A 17,850-nucleotide genomic window follows, 5' to 3' on the forward strand; every position below is an offset into this window, starting at 1 on the left:
AGCACTTTATCCTTATGAGACTTAATCATAATAGGCAGCATATGACTGACATAGAATTAGAGGCCCTTTCTCCGCTGCCACGGACTCGCCTTGTCTAAAATGGCCAAACGATCAAGCTTGTCTCGGATCTTTAACTCTAAACCACGCGGAACGGGTTGGTAATACTGCACTGGGGGCTTGTTTTCCGGAAAATAATCTTCACCAGCAGCGTAGGCGTCCGGCTCATCATGGGCGTATCGGTATTCCTCACCATAGCCGAGGGTTTTCATAAGTTTAGTTGGCGCATTACGCAGATGCAGGGGAACCTCATAAGAGCCCTCCTGCTTTACATCTGCCAGAGCTGCCTTGAATGCCTTGTAAACGGCATTACTTTTAGGTGCACAAGCCAAATAAACCAGGGCTTGCGCAACGGCCAGCTCACCCTCAGGACTGCCTAGACGCTCTTGAACATCCCAGGCCGACAGGCAGATCGATAAAGCGCGCGGATCCGCATTGCCGATATCCTCACTTGCCATACGTACAACGCGTCGAGCGATATACAGCGGGTCGCATCCGCCGTCGATCATGCGAGCGAACCAATACAACGTAGCGTCGGGATCTGAGCCACGTACCGACTTATGCAAGGCAGAGATCTGGTCATAAAATGCTTCCCCGCCCTTATCGAATCGGCGCTGCTGGTCTCCCAAAAGACTCTGAAGAAGATCAGAATCAATTTCATCGCCGTCCTCAACCAGGTCGGCAGCATTTTCCAACAGGTTAAGTAATCGACGTCCGTCGCCATCTGAAACGGCCAGAAGAATATCGAGACCGGCTTTGGATATGCTTAAACGACGCTTACCCAAGCCTTTTTCTTCATTCAATGCGCGCTGCACCAATTGCATCAATGCCTGATCATCTAGGCTGCGTAAAACATAAACACGAGCGCGGGACAGTAACGCATTGTTAAGCTCAAATGAGGGATTTTCTGTAGTAGCGCCGATAAAGATTAACGTTCCATCTTCAACGTACGGCAAAAAAGCGTCCTGCTGGGACTTGTTGAAGCGATGCACTTCATCCACAAACAATATAGTGCGCCGACCATACTGCGCAGCTTGTTGCCTAGCTACCTCAACTGCCTGCCGAATTTCTTTTACGCCCGATAAAACAGCGGAAATTGTTTCAAAGTGGGCTTCGGTAACATCGGCCAACAGCCTCGCCAGCGTTGTCTTGCCTACTCCTGGAGGCCCCCAAAAGATCATGGAATGCAGGGCACCCTGCTCCAAGGCTTCACGCAGAGGCTTTCCACGAGCTAGCAGATGTTGCTGGCCAACATACTCATCCAGAGAAGCAGCACGCATACGTGCTGCCAGTGGCTGAGCCACTGGCATTGAGCGGAACAGATCCATGACGGCGGATCACTCTTGAATAACGTCGACCCCTTTCGGAGCGTCAAAGACGAACTCAGACGCCTTTACTGGCTCATTCATCTTAACGTTAAAAAATAGGATATTGGTACGCTGACCTACACTGTCAATCAGTTGCATATCATTGATAACGCTTCCGCGAAACGACAACCGAAGACTGTCAAAAAGCGTATCGTTCGTCTTCGGCTTCAACATAAAGTCGGTGACATTGCCACTCTGCTTGTAGCTAATCGTGAAACTGTCCTCGATCTTAGATACGTCGCCTGATAGGAGCAAGGCTGGCGTTTGGGTCAAGCGCTGGTCTAATTTTTGAATCGTGACTTGCTCAAGATCAGGATCATAAAGCCAAACCTGTTTGCCGTCCGACACCAACAATTGCTCCATGGGCGAGTCGGTATGCCAACGAAACAAACCAGGACGCTTCAGGCTTAGGTTTCCCGCAGTTTCCTGCAAACGTGTTCCAGAGCCATCTAACGTCAATTGAGAAAAGCGGGCCGTTATTGTTTGTGCTTTTCCCAACAACTCCGATAGCCTATCAGCCGCATCCGAAGCTGCATGCGCAGCAACGCTGATAAAGGCAGCAGCAACAAAAGTACACAAGCGAATCAATCGCATGAAAATCCTCTCAGAACAAGACTAATCCCGCACAGGCGGCGGCGCGATTACTTCTCTAGAACCGTTAGTATTCATAGGCGTGACGACTCCAGCCATTTCCATGGACTCAATCATCCGCGCTGCACGGTTATAGCCGATCTTCAGCTTGCGCTGAACCGCAGAAATCGAAGCGCGTCGACTTTCGGTCACAAAGCGAACAGCTTCGTCGTAAAGAGGATCATCCTCTTCACCTTCACTACCGTCACTGCTACCTCCACCTTCGAACGAGCCACCACCCTCATCAGCACCAGACAAAATATCTTCGATGTAATCTGGTGCGCCTCGTTGCTTCCAGGCCTCTACAACACGATGAACTTCATCATCTGAAACGAAAGCCCCATGGACACGAATAGGCAAACCAGTTCCAGGCGGCAAATACAACATATCACCATGGCCCAAGAGCTGCTCAGCGCCGCCTTGATCCAGAATCGTTCTGGAGTCGATCTTACTCGAGACTTGAAAAGCCATACGCGTTGGAATATTGGCCTTGATAAGACCCGTAATCACATCAACTGAAGGACGTTGCGTGGCTAGGATAAGATGAATACCAGCTGCTCGCGCCTTCTGGGCGATACGAGCAATCAACTCCTCAACTTTCTTGCCGACAATCATCATCATGTCGGCAAACTCATCGACCACGACCACAATGGTGGGAAGCGGATTAAGTAATGGTGCCTCGTCGTCCATGCTTTCCCGTCGATAAAGTGGGTCCGTCAGTGGAGTACCGGCCTCTTCCGCATCCTTAATCTTACGATTAAAACCTGCCAGATTACGGACACCCATAGCAGCCATCAGCTTATAACGCCGTTCCATTTCGGCCACGCTCCACCGTAGCGCATTGGCCGCTTCCTTCATATCAGTTACGACAGGACAAAGAAGATGAGGAATTCCTTCGTAAATAGAGAGCTCCAGCATCTTAGGGTCAATCATGATTAGGCGCGCCTCTTCGGGCGTCGACTTAAACAGGATGGACAACAACATGGCATTAACGCCGACAGACTTACCCGAACCGGTTGTACCTGCCACCAGCAAGTGCGGCATTTTCGCCAAATCGGCAATAATAGGCCTGCCGCCAATGTCATGACCAAGCGCAAGGGTTACCGGAGACTTGGAGGCTTCATATTCAGGAGACTCCAACACCTCAGAAAACCGCACCATCTGCCGGTCTTCATTAGGAACCTCGATTCCTACAGTCGTCTTACCCGGAATTACCTCAACGACCCGCACGCTGAAGACAGCAAGTGAACGAGCCAAGTCCTTAGCCAGATTTGAAATACGACTGACCTTTACGCCAGCTGCTGGCTGAATCTCGAAGCGGGTAATAACTGGACCGGGATGAACAGACTCTACCAGAACCTCAACACCGAACTCCTTGAGCTTGATTTCAAGCAGACGCGACATTGATTCAAGCGATTCAGGTGAAAAACTTTGTTGCTTCTTTTCTGCCCGATCAAGTAATGCTAGCGGAGGAATAGCACCTTCGACCGCAACATCAATAACCTGCGTTGCAGGCCGCAGAACACGCTTCGGCTCGACAGGCGCAGGAGCAGCTGCTGGCTGTGGCATACTAATTTGCGGGGCAGGCTTTATTTCTTTGGCTATAACTGGAGTAGCAACAGGCCTTGCCGGAGCCTGTCTAGCCTCCGGCATTACATCCTCAACAGCAGCAGACTCATTACTATCTATAATGTGGTCGCGTACTTTCCTGGGTTCACGCTTGGCGACTGCCTCGGGTATCGCTTCGTCTTCAAACTCGATTTCGTCGTCTTGATCAAGCTGCTCCGAAAGCTCCTTAACCCGGAATCGACCACTAAACCAACGGCTCAATCCACCCTGAATCAGCTCAAAAAGATCCAGCGTAATTTTACCGGTCAGATCCATAACCTTGAACCAGGATAGGTCTGTAAAAACGGTAATGCCTAGAAGAAAAATAGCCAGAAAAAGTAATGTGCTGCCCTGTACATTCAGGGCATTCAAAGCTAATTGCCCTAAACTTTCACCTAATGCGCCGCCTGCAGAAGCAGGCAAATTTGTATCCGCATGAAAATGAATATAGGCCAGCGCTGACCCTGCCAGAATCAAAAAGACTAACCCGGTCAGACGCCACGAGAACAACCAGCCACTCCACTCCCATGGCATGTAGCGATGCTTAAAGACCTGCCAAGTCTTAATTCCTAGAAGCAAGGGGAAAACAAAAGCAAAATAGCCAAGGGCCATGAATAGAACATCAGCCAGCCAGGCACCTGCACGGCCAGCAGCATTATGAATCTGATCGATACGGCTAGTATGCGTCCATCCAGGATCGGACGGATCATATGTCAACAGAGCCATCAAAGTATAAAGACACAGGGCACCCAACGCGATTAGCAGTACTTCCTTCAAACGATAATGAAGGTGCTCTCGCCACTGGGTTACAGGTGTTGCAGAAGTAGTTTGTTTCAAACGCGGCTTTTCCTGCACTGACAACGTGAAGATGAAAAGAAACAAGGCAGCATTCTACGACCCACACAGCTCGTTCCATACGAAAACCGAGTCGCAACCACAATGACCTGTCTATATACACGACTTTAGCCGTGAAACCTCCATTGGAACATTCTTTTGCTGCGCTGACAAAGAGTTATGCTGTAATCCTCAACAAACATCAAGTCGACCTAAAAGCTAGCGTTCACTCAGATTCAGCGTTAGCCTGAATTTTCATTCAACCAACCCCCTCCCCTTCCATGCTAACTTGGCTAAAGCGCGACTCGACAGACTTTCCATCGATTGATAATGCACTTAGGGAGCCTAACGGCCTTCTTGCTGCTGGCGGTGACCTTAGCGCGAATCGCCTGATTGCTGCTTATCGACATGGATGCTTTCCATGGTTCCAAGCTGGGCAGCCTATACTCTGGTGGTCACCTGACCCTCGTACAGTGCTCGTCCCCAAGGACATACACATTTCACGCAGCCTGGTCAAACTAATGCGCCAACAACGCTTTCAGGTTAGCTTTGATCGAGACTTTAGCGGTGTCATCAAAGGATGCTCAGAACCTCGTGACTATACACAAGATACCTGGATCACTCCGGAGATGAGCCAAGCCTATAAGGAACTGCATTATCGGGGTATCGCCCATTCGGTCGAGGTTTGGGAAGGCGACTCGCTCGTCGGGGGACTGTATGGATTGGCCATTGGTAAACTATTCTTTGGAGAGTCAATGTTCAGCCGCACCAACAACGCCTCGAAAGTAGGCTTTGCAACACTTGTAAAAAAGCTGACTGAGTGGGAATTTGCCTTGATTGATTGCCAAATGCCAACCCAGCATTTAAATAGTTTTGGCGCAATCAATATTTCACGTACTGTTTTTTCGAACTATTTAACACAGTACCTGGACGAAACATCTAAAGCAGATTGGCCAACATGGCCGATACTACAAGAGTAAATCGTTTCCTCAGGCTTTTTAGAGGTGATTATGAGTGAGCTGGCCAGATTGAAGTTCTATGCCACTCAGCCCCATACCTGCAGTTACCTGCCTGATCAGCAGGCGACCACCCTGTTTCTCGACCCTGCCCAACCAATGAACGGTCAGCTATATGCCGAACTCTCAGAGCTGGGCTTCAGACGAAGCGGTGACCATCTTTATCGCCCGCATTGTCAGCAATGCAAAGCCTGCGTACCGGCCCGTATTCGTGCTGCAGATTTCGCGCCCGATCGACGACAGAAACGTATTTTGAAGCGCAATGCCGATATTACTGTTGAACGTCGTCGCCCCCGTTTTACAGAGGAGCATTATCGGCTTTACTCACGCTACATTACGGAGCGTCATGCTGATGGTGACATGTATCCTCCTAGTCGCGAACAATTCACTACATTTTTGATCCGTGATCTTCCATACGCCTTTTTTTATGAGATGCGCCTGGGAGAACAATTGCTCGGGGTAGCCGTAACGGATGTCTTACCCAACGGACTATCAGCGGTATATACCTTCTACGATCCCGATGAAGAGCGGAGAAGCCTTGGCGCGTTTGGTATCCTTTGGCAAATATCTGAAGCCGTACGCCTAAAGCTTGAAGCGGTTTACCTAGGCTATTGGATCAAAGGATGTAGAAAAATGTCCTATAAAACTCAATATCGGCCTATAGAACTTTTTGTCAATCAGCGCTGGGTTAGCCTCAGCTAACAGCAGACGTGGCATAAAAACTCTTTTTCAGGCATAATACCTGCCGATTTTCCGTCCGGCCGTGCTCCGGGCATGTCTATATTACCGAGGGCTTCATACTCTATGTCGAAAGAAGACAGCTTCGAAATGGAAGGTACTGTCGTCGACACCCTGCCCAACACCATGTTTCGTGTGGAGTTGGAAAATGGGCACGTCGTTACGGCGCATATTTCTGGAAAGATGCGCAAAAACTATATTCGTATCCTTACCGGAGACAAGGTGCGCGTGGAACTGACGCCCTATGATCTGAGCAAGGGCCGAATTACCTATCGCGCCCGTTAATACTTTTCCATAAAAAAGCCCGGCAATTGCCGGGCTTTTTTATAAGCAGAGCCCTATGCAGGCTCTGCTGTAGTTTCAAACTCAAAGGCCAACTCATCGCCCTTGAGGTCGATATGCACCACTCCGCCATGCTCAGCCAGCTCGCCGAAGAGAATTTCTTCAGCTAGAGGCCGCTTGATCTTGTCTTGGATCAGACGAGCCATGGGGCGAGCCCCCATTTGCGCATCATATCCATTCGTAGCCAGCCAACCACGAGCAGCATCCGAAACCTCAAGCTGTACACGCTTATCCTCAAGCTGCGCCTGAAGCTCAGTAAGAAACTTATCGACAATACTCTTGATAGTTTCATGGCTGAGCCGCCCAAACTGAATAATAGTATCCAGACGATTACGGAACTCCGGTGTAAAGCTCCTCTTGATCACTTCCATCGCATCGCTCGAATGGTCTTGCTGCGTGAAGCCTATAGAAGCACGAGAAGCTGTTTCCGCTCCTGCGTTAGTGGTCAGGATCAAGATCACATTACGGAAATCTGCTTTACGGCCATTGTTATCCGTCAACGTCCCGTGATCCATTACTTGCAAGAGTAGATTAAACACCTCCGGGTGCGCTTTCTCGATTTCATCTAGCAAAAGCACACAATGCGGCGTTTTGGTAATTGCCTCGGTCAGCAGCCCGCCCTGATCAAAGCCAACATAGCCAGGAGGAGCACCAATTAGACGCGAAACTGTATGTCGCTCCATATACTCTGACATATCGAAGCGAATAAGCTCGATGCCTAGCGCCTTGGACAACTGGCGAGCCACCTCAGTCTTACCTACCCCGGTAGGCCCCGCAAACAGGAAAGAGCCAACCGGCTTGTCAGGCGACTTAAGACCTGCGCGCGATAGTTTAATTGCTGTTGAAAGCGAGTCGATTGCTGCATCCTGACCAAATACTGTTAACTTAAGGTCACGCTCAAGATTTCGTAGCAGCTCCTTATCTGAGCTGTTAACCGTCTTGGGGGGAATACGGGCGATCTTCGCCACGATATCTTCAACCTGGGGAACATCGATACGCTGAACGCGCTTGGACTCAGGCTGTAAGCGCTGATAAGCTCCAGCCTCGTCAATCACATCGATAGCCTTATCAGGCATGTGGCGATCATTTATATAGCGCGCCGCCAAATCGGCAGCGGCTCTCAACGCCTCGTCACTGTACTCAATACCATGATGCTGCTCAAAACGCGCCTTTAGACCGCGCAAAATCCCAAACGTATCTTCAACCGAAGGCTCTACTACATCGACTTTTTGAAAGCGACGAGCAAGCGCACGGTCCTTTTCAAAGATTCCTCGGAATTCTTGGAACGTTGTAGAACCAATGCAACGAATCTCACCAGATGACAACAAAGGCTTGAGCAGATTGGAAGCATCCATGACACCGCCTGAAGCGGCACCTGCGCCAATAATGGTGTGAATCTCATCGATGAACAGTACAGCATGAGGCCGCTTACGGAGCTCATGCAAAAGAGCTTTGAAGCGCTTCTCAAAATCGCCCCGGTACTTGGTACCAGCCAAGAGAGCCCCTAGGTCTAGCGAATAAACAACACTATCCGCCAGCAGATCAGGAACCTGCCCATCAACTATGCGTTTAGCCAGACCTTCGGCAATAGCCGTTTTACCAACACCGGCCTCGCCAACTAGCAACGGATTGTTTTTACGGCGACGCGCCAGAATCTGCGCCACACGCTCCACTTCATTTTCACGCCCAACTAACGGATCGATACGCCCCTGACGAGCCAACTCATTCAAGTTGCTTGCATAGGCTTCCAGCGGATGGTTACTTGATGAAGACTCAGCACTTTCCTCATCTTGCGGCTCTTGCTCTTGGTCACGTTCACTCGCACCAGGTACCTTGGAAATACCATGGGCGATAAAATTGACCACATCTATACGAGCTACGCTCTGCTGCTTAAGCAGGAAAACCGCCTGGCTTTCCTGCTCCGAAAATATTGCAACAAGCACATTAGCTCCGGTCACCTCTCGCTTACCAGAACTCTGCACGTGGAATACGGCACGCTGGAGAACACGCTGAAAACCAAGCGTCGGCTGAGTTTCTCGTTCTTCATCCTGCTGCGGAATCAACGGTGTTGTAGAGTCGATGAACTCATGGAGATCCCGCCGCAACTTGTCCATATTGGCACCACACGCACGAAGCACTGTGGCAGCCGCCTCGTTGTCCAGCAATGCGAGGAGGAGGTGTTCGACAGTCATGAATTCATGACGCTTCGTTCTTGCCTCTTTAAAGGCAAGATTGAGGGTGACTTCGAGCTCACGATTCAACATAGCTTCACCTCATAGCCAGGCACAGATCAACTTTCTATTTCAATCTCACAAAGGAGCGGATGCTGGCTCTCCCTAGCATATTGATTCACTTGCATGGCCTTGGTTTCAGCAATGTCACGAGTAAATACACCGCACACCGCCTTACCTTGGGTGTGAACGACTAGCATGACCTGCGTAGCCTTTTCACGATTCATGCTAAAGAACTTTTCAAGCACCTCGACGACAAACTCCATCGGCGTGTAGTCATCATTAAACATGAGCACCTTATACAGCGATGGAGCCTTTAAAGCAGGTTTCGCTTCCTGTACCGCCAAACCTGCACTGTCATCCTCGTTATGTGAAGGGTCTTGTTCTGATGTTAGTCGAATATGACTCATTGGATGCATGCTGAAGAAATTTTTCTGGTGAATGAAAAGAAGGCCTGCAAAGACCATGATCTATTTCTCAGGCGAGCAGCGCATCGCCTTGACTAACCATAAAACAGTGTTACAAACATTGGATACCCATAAGGGTAGTCGGGGTTCCGTGTTTTAGTGCGTTCAAAACTATCTGAACGGGACTGTAGTGGGATAATACTCCACCTGTGGAGTCCTTTGCAGAGGGATGCCAGCATGCTCAGCGGCAAAGTCAAATGGTTTAACAATGCCAAGGGATATGGCTTTATAGTGGCGGAAGGACGCGATGAAGACCTGTTCGCTCATTATTCAGCTATCCAGATGGACGGCTACCGAACGTTGAAGGCAGGCCAAGCCGTAAATTTCGAAATCATTCAAGGCCCGAAAGGTCTGCACGCGGTCAATATTCGATCCTTGGAAACGACCGCGCCCGCACAACCTGAAAGAGTCAACGAGCCTGCTAACGCAAGGGTCACATCCGAGGTATAAAACGAACAGTCTTGTACTCGAGCTTAACGGGTTCGGGTACAAGACGTTTTCACTACCTGTCACTATGGCCTAAATCCTTACCAGGATTAATATGGTCACGTACACGCTGTTTCAAGACCTTGGCTTCAGGAAAACCACCGTCTTCCTTTCTTTCCCAGATTTGCACCCCTTCGCATGTAATTCGAAACACGCCACCCAGTCCTGGTTCAAGGCTTACCTTGCCCAACTCCACACCAAACGTATTTAACAACTCTTGCGCCATCCAGGCCGCGCGCAGGAGCCATTGGCATTGCGTACAATACGTAATGGTGATTTCTGGCTTGCGCTCGCTCATCCCATACTCCAGCTGTCATATCAGCCTATAATACGCCCTCGCCTTACCAGCGTCTGCGGACTAGCTCATGCGTTGCATCATTTTCTGTTTACTTATATTAATTTCAACTGCGTCTCTAGGAGAAAATACTCATCCTAAGGTAGGGCTGGTATTGTCTGGAGGTGCCGCACGTGGCCTTGCTCATATTGGCGTTTTAAAAGGCCTTGAAGAACAAGGCGTTCATATCGACGCTATTGCCGGCACCAGCATGGGTGCAGTGATTGGCGGCCTGTATGCAGCTGGCTACAAGGCTGATGAAATCGAACGTATCGCTCTTGACATGGACTGGCAGCAGGTACTCTCAGATCAGCCTCCCCGTAAAGATATTCCGTTTCGCCGCAAGCAAGATGACCGCGATTATCTAATCAAACAGCCTTTGAGCATTCGTGATGACGGCACTATTGGTCTACCAATCGGAGTTATCCAAGGACAGAACCTTTCAATGCTCTTGGAGCGCCTGCTTGTTCATACCAGCAATACACGCAACTTCGATAAATTAGCCATTCCTTTTCGGGCAGTCGCTACGGATATTGCTACAGGGGAAAAAATTGTTTTCAGTAAAGGCCATCTACCTCGTGCCATTCGGGCCAGCATGGCTATACCCGCTGTGTTTGCTCCGGTCGAAATCAACGGCCGCTTATTAGTTGACGGTGGAATGGTCGACAACATCCCGATCGATGTTGCACGCAGTATGGGCGTCGACAGGGTCATTGTCATCGATATTGGCACTCCGCTGTTAAAGCGAAAACAACTAGTCACGGTAGTTGATATACTCAACCAATCGACGACCTTAATGACACGCAATAATTCGGAAGCACAGCTCGCCACTTTACAAGTCGACGACATCCTCATTCAGCCACCTCTAGCCGCTTACGATAGTACGGCTTTTGGCAATGCTACGGAGTTGATCGACGCTGGCTATCGGGCAACCCAAGCACTACAGTCCAGATTGGCAGAGCTGGGCACTTCTTATACCAATCCCAGCGCCACAACGCTTACCGAGGCGCGCCTGCCTGGGCAGCGTACCCCTCTGATTACAAACATTACAATTCAAAACGACTCAAAGATCAGCGACGATGTCATACGCCGTTATATCCGGCAGCCGCTAAATGAGCCACTCGACCTAGAGCGACTACAAGATGACATGAGCACTTTGTACGGATTGAATTATTTTGATCGTGTCGAGTACAGCATTACGAGAAGCAAAGAAAACACCAAAAGCAATACATTGGTAATCCACGCTATCGACAAGCTTAGTGGTACAGACTTTTTACGTTTTGGCATTAATTTATCTGACGATATGCGGGGTGATAGCGCCTTCAATCTCGGCGCCAGCTACCGTGTCAATGGCATTAATGCACTTGGTGCTGAATGGCTAACCCGTGGACAAGTCGGTGATCATCAAGAGCTGTATTCTGAGTTTTATCAACCCTTGGATATAGGGTCACGCTATTTTGTGGCCCCTTATTTCACCATTGACTCACAAAACATCGAGACCCTGGTAGACAACGACCCGGTTGCCGAGTATCGGCGCGAGCGTTATGGATATGGGATCAACCTAGGCCGACAAATTAACAACAGTGGTGAGATCCGCTTTGGCATCGGTCAGCGCTGGGGTAAGACAGAAGTACGCGTAGGCGACCCTAGTCTTCCTACCGACTCCTTTAATGAGGGCTTCTATGAATTGAAGTACTCGTATGACACGCTGGACAATGTCGACTTCCCTCATGAAGGTGAAGATATTCAACTTTCTTTCAGGCAATTCGATCCAAGCTTAGGCTCGGACGATCGCTACCAGCAATTCGAATTCAAAATTGACAAGGCATTGACCTTTGGTCCCGACACGTTCGTATTAGGCGGCAGTTACGGACGAACCTATAACGATGTCGACACCGTAACCAGCAGTTATTTATTGGGTGGCGCTCGTCACTTGTCTGGATATAGAGAGGATGCTTTATCCGGGCAAAATTATAGCTTGGGCCGACTTGTCTATTATCGTCGAATGACAGAGCGTTCGTTCCTGCCACTGGACTTCCCTATTTATCTCGGCGCCAGCCTTGAGCAAGGAAGGGTCTGGAATAACAACGGAGACCACTACGATAGCGGATCCATTACGGCTGGAAGCGTATTCGTTTCCTTCGACACGCCTTTGGGACCACTTAATTTTAGTTACGGCCTCAATGACGACCGTCAAAAAGCGCTTTATTTGAACCTTGGAAATAACTTCTAGCGAAACGATAAAGTTTTTACCACCCCATTAAAAAGCCGACCAGTGGTCGGCTTTTTCTCAATAGCAGTACTCAGGCGATGCGAGCAAGTAATACCTCGGCCTGATGGCGCTGGCTTTCGTCTCCCTCATTAAGAATACGCTGCAGAATGGCACTGGCCGCTCGCATATTACCCTGCTCCATGCATGTCTTGGCTTGGTCTAGCAAAGGATGATCTTTATAGTCAGCAAAGCCATCATGGATGGAATCGGCCAGTGATTGGCTGGCAAAATGTTCATCCAAGGTCATATCCAATTCATCTACGGAAGGTAATTCGCCCAGGGTATAAGGAAGCTCATCCTCTATAGTTGCCTGAGCAGGCTTCGCTTTTTCATGACCTTGTTCAGCATCAAGCAACTCGGTTAAGGCAATAGCGTCATCAAAGCTAAGATCCTGGAGATCAAGATCAAAATTCTCAATATCCGCTATTGTGGGGGTTAATTCATCAGCACCCAAATCGAGCTTTGGCGTCCACTCGCTCAATTCGTCAGGCAGCTCAAAAGAGTCATCCAACAAGGCCTCTTCATGCTTTTCCTCCGGTAGCTCTTGAGCCATAGCGGGCAGCAAAGCTTTGAGTTGATCAATAGCATGGGCATCGCCACCCATTTCTAGTATGGCAGCCTCTTGAACGGCAAATAATTTACGCTCACCTAGCGCAGCCAGAACTTGAAGCAAGGCCATGCGTATATCCAAACGGCCGGGCTGCTCGAGAACTCCTTCTTCCAGCACTTCACGCGCTTGGTTATAACGACCATAGGCGATATAAATTTCAGCACGTCCCAAGTATTCATCCGCAGCCTGTGCAGCTAACGATATCGGTACGGATGCAGAGGTAGTAGGCGGCTGGGTCGCCGCTACGGCCGGCTCAGCCAAAGGAACCGGGCGAGCCAGCGTAGGCTCATCAAACGCTACAGGCTGCCTTTCTGCTAGCGTAGGATACTCGGTCCCGCCAATATCCTCTTTTAATTCACGCGCCTGCTCCTCTAGACGCCGCTTCCAGGCGATCACTATAGCTACCAGCAAAGCTGCTACTGGAATCAACCACAGCCACGGGAATGAGGTACTGATATTTTCTTCTTTACGTGTTTGCGATTCCTCGGTAACTGGAGCAGATGAAATCGATTGTGTAGGCGCTATATCCACCTGCTCAGCCGGCTTAGAGGCCTGAACCGAGTCTTGAGCTACGGGCGAGACAACTGCTGTCGAGCTTTCAACCGACGGCGCTTGCCTCCCACTCGCTACACCTGAAGACTCTAGGGCATCACTCGAGCCTGAAAGCGGATCGGCATCTCCAGCCCCCCCTCCCCGCTGTAGCTGGGCCACTTCGCTTTGCAGGGCAGCTATTTGCGCATCCTTTTCCCGAATCGTCTGATCCAGGCGCGCCTGCAACTGCTCTAACTGGGTCTGCATTTCTGCCATACGCAGAAGAGACTGGTTATTAACCAACGAAGCAGATTCCCTCTCTCCTGCCACATCTGCATCTGGAGCCGCTGAAGCAGGTGCGGCCGAAACGGTTTCAGGCGAACCTTCCACGCCAAGCGAACTTGGCGCCCCCACTACCGTACCGGTGTCTTGGGCATGGTCTTCAGACACCACAGGCACAGACAAACGAGAGAATTCGGCAGGTAAGCGCAGTACTTGCCCGGCCTTCAGTCGCTCCATGTCTCCACCAACAAATGCAGTAGGATTAAGTGCAAACAAATCCTCCATTGTTTGCCGAACGGAGCTCAGGTTGGGAGATTGCCTTGTCAGTTCCTGAGCAATCGCCCAAAGGTTGTCATTAGCTACGGTACGGTATACGTCCGAGCCAGCTTGGAGATCGGGACGAGGAACTGGCGCAGCGACTGCTGGCCTGGTCCGCACTGGGTCTCCCGACATAGTTGAGCGAGCCGGTTCTGAAAAAGCAGCAACGGCTGGGCTTGTGGCGTTTGCCATGCCTGGGTCACGATAACCCGGCGGGTCGACAAGAACGGTAAATTCACGCAATTGCCGTCCGGTAGGCATTTCAAAGCGAACAAGAAAGCTTAGATAAGGCTCGTTGACCGGACGCCGAGACGTTACACGGATATAGCTTTTACCACCCGACTGAATAACAGGCGTAAAGGACAAGTCACTAAGAAATTGAGTGCGATCAACTCCAGCTTGGGCAAACTCATCATTCGAGGCCAGGCCGACACGAAAATCACTTTCTTCAAGCGGCCCGGCATTGATCAGCTCGATCTTGGCATTTAAAGGTTGGTTCAACGCTGACTGAAGAGAAATATCACCCAGCGCCACAGCATAGGCTGTCTCAGTACCTACACCTAAGAGAAGCGCCAGAAAGGCAATTACAAAGCGGTAACGATTGCTGTTTTTCCTGGCCATTAAGCGCCCTAACTACAGTGACTGGAAAATGCGATTCGCTTTTCAAGCAATGATGGCAAAATCCCATCATTAAAGAGACAAATCTCGCATTTCAGACAAAAAGTAGCACTGAAAACCAAGAGGAACAAACAAATCGAAGCGACTCCTAACAGAGCCGCTTTTCATCCGATCAATGGCTGCGCTTTTCCAGATTAACCAGCACTTGCTGGTGAACCTGCTGGCAGATATCGATAGCTGATTCATCAATACCTGAAAGCAGCTCTTCACGTAGCGCATCGGCAATCGTCTGGATCTTTTCAATTAACGGCCCCGCTGCAGGCGTTAGCATAATGCGCTTGGCACGCCGATCCTCACTTACGGCAACACGCTTTACCAGCTTCTGGGCCTCCAGCCCATCCAACAGACGGGCCAAGGTAGGTCCTTCTACGCTAACGCTTTGTGCCAGCTCTCGCTGAGTAGGATGCTGCTCGCCCATACGAGCCAACGTTAGCAGAACCTGCCAACGGGCCTGTGAAAGACCAAGATGACTCAATCGACGATCCAGCTCAGCCCGCCAAGCACGGGATATGTGCAGAATCTGTCGACCAAAAAGATGAGGATCGGTTTGTGCCATGGAACATGACCTTATGATTTTGACAGTTATTGTTGTGTAGCCATTCAACTGCCATCAATCCAGATACGACAGTGACCTGTCAACAGTACTAGAAAGGACCGCTTGCGTCGCTCAAGATTCGCTACTCCGCAAGCTCTGCCATCAGTGCAGCACGCACACAATACAAAACGCCCTCAGGCACCTGACCGGAAAATCGGCCACTTAATGCTGCAGCGGGCGGTAATGCTCCGTCTTCTTCTAGAAAAGCGTCTTGAATCTCGCCCAACAAGTCCTCTGGAAGCTCCAGAGCCTGCTCCAAGGAAACTTGTTGTTTACCTATAGCTTCCGCCAACATGCTGTAAACATTTTTTTCAGAGCACGATAGCTGACGAGCGATTTGTGCAGGCGTCATACCAGCTCGCACTAGAGTAACGACCTCATGACGCATATCGGCAACAGGCTCCGGTGCAGTCGGTGCATCATTCAACACATCCAAGAAGGCCTGTCCGTAACGCTCTAGCTTACGAGCGCCTATGCCGCTGATACGCGACATCTCTTGCAACGTACGCGGCTGCCCCCGAAGCATCTCCAGTAATGTTGCATCGGGAAAAATCACATAAGGCGGCACCCCATGCTCTTCCGCCAATTGACGGCGCAAGGCCCGCAAAGACTCCCACTGCTGGCGCTCCTCGGCTCGCACCAGTTGACTGGCCGCACTAGGCCCGGCGCTGCTTCCTCGGGCCCGCTGAGGCTTGGCATCGCGCCGTAGTTCTATACGCACTTCACCTCTAAGTAAAGGCCGGCAGGCCTCAGTCAAACGCAGACCGCCAAAGCCATCTAGATCCACATCGGCCAAGCCACGCGCCACCAACTGGCGAAACAGCGTGCGCCACTCGTCTTCAGTCCGCGCCTTTCCTAGCCCGAACACAGCCAAACGCTGATGCCCAAGGCTACGGATCTTATCGTTCTCCCGGCCCAACAGGATGTCTATCAGATGGCCTACCCCATAACGCTGGCCACTCCGATAGATTGCTGAAAGGGCTTGGCGGGCTGGCTCGGTTGCGTCCCACGTTTCGACACCATCAACACAGTTATCACAATGGCCGCAGGGCTCAGGCAGTTCCTCATCAAAATAAGCCAATAGAACCTGACGACGGCAGCGGATTTCTTCACACAAAGCCAGCATAGCTTCCAGCTTATGCCGCTCGACCCGCTTGTGGCGCTCATCACCTTCAGAGCTCTGCATCATCTGGCGCAGCAGCAATACATCCTGCAACCCATACGCCATCCACGCGTCTGATGGCAACCCGTCACGCCCAGCACGCCCGGTCTCCTGGTAATAGGCTTCCAGGCTTTTGGGCAAGTCCAAGTGTGCAACGAAGCGTACGTTAGGTTTATCAATGCCCATACCGAACGCAATCGTGGCGACCATAATCAAGCCTTCCTCATTGAGAAAGCGCTTCTGATTGAAGGCACGCAACTCATTGGACAGCCCAGCGTGATAAGGCAATGCAGGAAAGCCTTGACTACTTAAGTAATCAGCAACCTCCTCCACTTTCTTACGCGACATGCAATACACAATGCCTGCATCACCACGATGCTGTGCCAGGAAGGCCAGCAGCTGCTTGCGTGGCTGCTCCTTAGGTACGATGCGATAAAAGATATTGGGCCGGTCGAAACTGGAGAGAAATTGCTCTGCATCCTGCAGATATAGCCGTTGAACAATCTCCTCACGAGTGCGCATGTCCGCCGTGGCCGTCAGGGCGATTCGCGGCACCTCGGGAAACAATTCAGCCAACTGGCCAAGCTGAAGATATTCAGGCCGAAAATCATGCCCCCATTGAGATACGCAATGGGCTTCGTCGATAGCAAACAGCGCTACTTTGTTCAAACGTTGCAGAAAAGACAACATGCGCGGCTGCACAAGACGCTCCGGCGCTAAATACAGCAACCTGATCTCGCCTTGTTCGAGGCGATAGGCGATATCGCGCTGCGCCTCGGGCGATATCGTCGAATTCAGGGCCGCGGCGGGGACACCTAATTCTTCCAAAGTGGCAACCTGATCCTCCATCAAGGCAATCAGGGGCGATACCACCACCGTCAGTCCCTCGCGAAGCAACGCTGGCACCTGATAACACAAAGATTTGCCACCACCCGTAGGCATAAGCACGAGCGCATCCCCACCGCTGGCGACGCGCTCGATGATTCGGGCCTGATTGCCACGAAACGCGTCATAACCAAAGACGTCTTTAAGGATACGTAATGCTTGATCGATCATGAGGCCTCCCACTAATGGGCGCATTATACGGGCACTAACAAGAAACGCCCGGTTATCCGTCATGCAACCTTCGCAATCGTTCGATTAAATCAGTGAGAACTGCATTATTGATGAGATCGCTTTTGCCGCGAGGCGACAGCTCGTCTACAATCCGTTGCGTTGAGGCAGTTGCAGAACGTGACATCTGGCAAACGCACGAGAAATTCACAAAGTGAATAGCTCAGAATTCAGTGTTT

The 17,850-nt window shown here is 50.6% G+C and carries 14 protein-coding genes; 5 read left to right on the plus strand and 9 right to left on the minus strand.

Annotation, left to right across the window (positions count from 1 at the left end; genetic code table 11):
- Positions 1–56: 56 nt before the first annotated feature.
- Genes IQ22_RS18740 through IQ22_RS18750 form a run of 3 tightly spaced genes read right to left on the minus strand, consistent with a single transcriptional unit; the run spans position 57 to position 4,499 of the window.
- On the minus strand, positions 57–1,385 hold the full coding sequence (locus IQ22_RS18740) for a replication-associated recombination protein A (RefSeq protein ID WP_145144820.1): 1,329 nt from the start codon (positions 1,383–1,385) through the stop codon (positions 57–59).
- Between the two features lie 9 nt (positions 1,386–1,394).
- Positions 1,395–2,018, minus strand: a complete 624-nt coding sequence (lolA, locus tag IQ22_RS18745; RefSeq protein WP_145144822.1) for an outer membrane lipoprotein periplasmic chaperone LolA — start codon at positions 2,016–2,018, stop codon at positions 1,395–1,397.
- Between the two features lie 21 nt (positions 2,019–2,039).
- On the minus strand, positions 2,040–4,499 hold the full coding sequence (locus IQ22_RS18750) for a DNA translocase FtsK (protein WP_145144824.1): 2,460 nt from the start codon (positions 4,497–4,499) through the stop codon (positions 2,040–2,042).
- Positions 4,500–4,777: 278 nt separating this feature from the next.
- Between IQ22_RS18750 and aat the strand changes: the two genes are divergently transcribed.
- The 3 genes from aat (at position 4,778) to infA (ending at position 6,535) form a co-directional block, all read left to right on the plus strand.
- Positions 4,778–5,476: a leucyl/phenylalanyl-tRNA--protein transferase gene (gene aat / locus IQ22_RS18755; protein WP_145144826.1), complete on the plus strand. Its 699-nt coding sequence runs from the start codon at positions 4,778–4,780 to the stop codon at positions 5,474–5,476.
- A 30-nt stretch (positions 5,477–5,506) separates the two neighbouring features.
- Positions 5,507–6,214, plus strand: a complete 708-nt coding sequence (locus IQ22_RS18760) for an arginyltransferase (RefSeq protein WP_145144828.1) — start codon at positions 5,507–5,509, stop codon at positions 6,212–6,214.
- Positions 6,215–6,316: 102 nt separating this feature from the next.
- Complete coding sequence (gene infA, locus IQ22_RS18765) at positions 6,317–6,535, plus strand: translation initiation factor IF-1 (RefSeq protein WP_002553999.1); 219 nt, start codon at positions 6,317–6,319, stop codon at positions 6,533–6,535.
- Positions 6,536–6,588: 53 nt separating this feature from the next.
- On the opposite strand, the gene clpA is transcribed toward infA, so the two are convergent.
- Positions 6,589–8,856, minus strand: coding sequence for an ATP-dependent Clp protease ATP-binding subunit ClpA (gene clpA / locus IQ22_RS18770; RefSeq protein WP_145144830.1), 2,268 nt, complete (start codon positions 8,854–8,856; stop codon positions 6,589–6,591).
- A 26-nt stretch (positions 8,857–8,882) separates the two neighbouring features.
- A complete protein-coding gene (gene clpS, locus IQ22_RS18775; RefSeq protein WP_145144906.1) occupies positions 8,883–9,242 on the minus strand; it encodes an ATP-dependent Clp protease adapter ClpS in 360 nt (119 codons plus the stop codon).
- Between the two features lie 225 nt (positions 9,243–9,467).
- On the opposite strand from clpS, the gene cspD reads away from it, so the two are divergent.
- Positions 9,468–9,740 carry a cold shock domain-containing protein CspD gene (gene cspD, locus IQ22_RS18780; protein ID WP_145144832.1) on the plus strand — a complete coding sequence of 91 codons (273 nt, stop codon included), beginning with the start codon at positions 9,468–9,470 and terminating at the stop codon, positions 9,738–9,740.
- A 52-nt stretch (positions 9,741–9,792) separates the two neighbouring features.
- Here the strand turns inward: cspD and IQ22_RS18785 are convergent, their stop codons facing one another.
- A complete protein-coding gene (locus tag IQ22_RS18785) occupies positions 9,793–10,074 on the minus strand; it encodes an Rdx family protein (RefSeq protein WP_145144834.1) in 282 nt (93 codons plus the stop codon).
- 67 nt (positions 10,075–10,141) lie between these two features.
- Here IQ22_RS18785 and IQ22_RS18790 point away from each other — a divergent pair, with 67 nt between their 5' ends.
- Positions 10,142–12,343 carry a patatin-like phospholipase family protein gene (locus IQ22_RS18790; protein ID WP_145144836.1) on the plus strand — a complete coding sequence of 734 codons (2,202 nt, stop codon included), beginning with the start codon at positions 10,142–10,144 and terminating at the stop codon, positions 12,341–12,343.
- Positions 12,344–12,413: 70 nt separating this feature from the next.
- Here the strand turns inward: IQ22_RS18790 and IQ22_RS18795 are convergent, their stop codons facing one another.
- The 3 genes from IQ22_RS18795 to recQ all read right to left on the minus strand — a co-directional run bounded on the left by IQ22_RS18795 (position 12,414) and on the right by recQ (position 17,614).
- A complete protein-coding gene (locus IQ22_RS18795; RefSeq protein ID WP_145144838.1) occupies positions 12,414–14,744 on the minus strand; it encodes a FimV/HubP family polar landmark protein in 2,331 nt (776 codons plus the stop codon).
- A gap of 169 nt (positions 14,745–14,913) precedes the next feature.
- Positions 14,914–15,357 carry a MarR family transcriptional regulator gene (locus IQ22_RS18800; RefSeq protein WP_145144840.1) on the minus strand — a complete coding sequence of 148 codons (444 nt, stop codon included), beginning with the start codon at positions 15,355–15,357 and terminating at the stop codon, positions 14,914–14,916.
- 121 nt (positions 15,358–15,478) lie between these two features.
- The gene (recQ, locus tag IQ22_RS18805) at positions 15,479–17,614 is read right to left on the minus strand and encodes a DNA helicase RecQ (RefSeq protein WP_145144841.1); all 2,136 of its coding nucleotides are present in this window, start codon (positions 17,612–17,614) and stop codon (positions 15,479–15,481) included.
- Positions 17,615–17,850 lie beyond the last annotated feature (236 nt).

Source organism: Pseudomonas duriflava, assembly GCF_007830155.1.
Lineage (GTDB): Bacteria > Pseudomonadota > Gammaproteobacteria > Pseudomonadales > Pseudomonadaceae > Chryseomonas > Chryseomonas duriflava.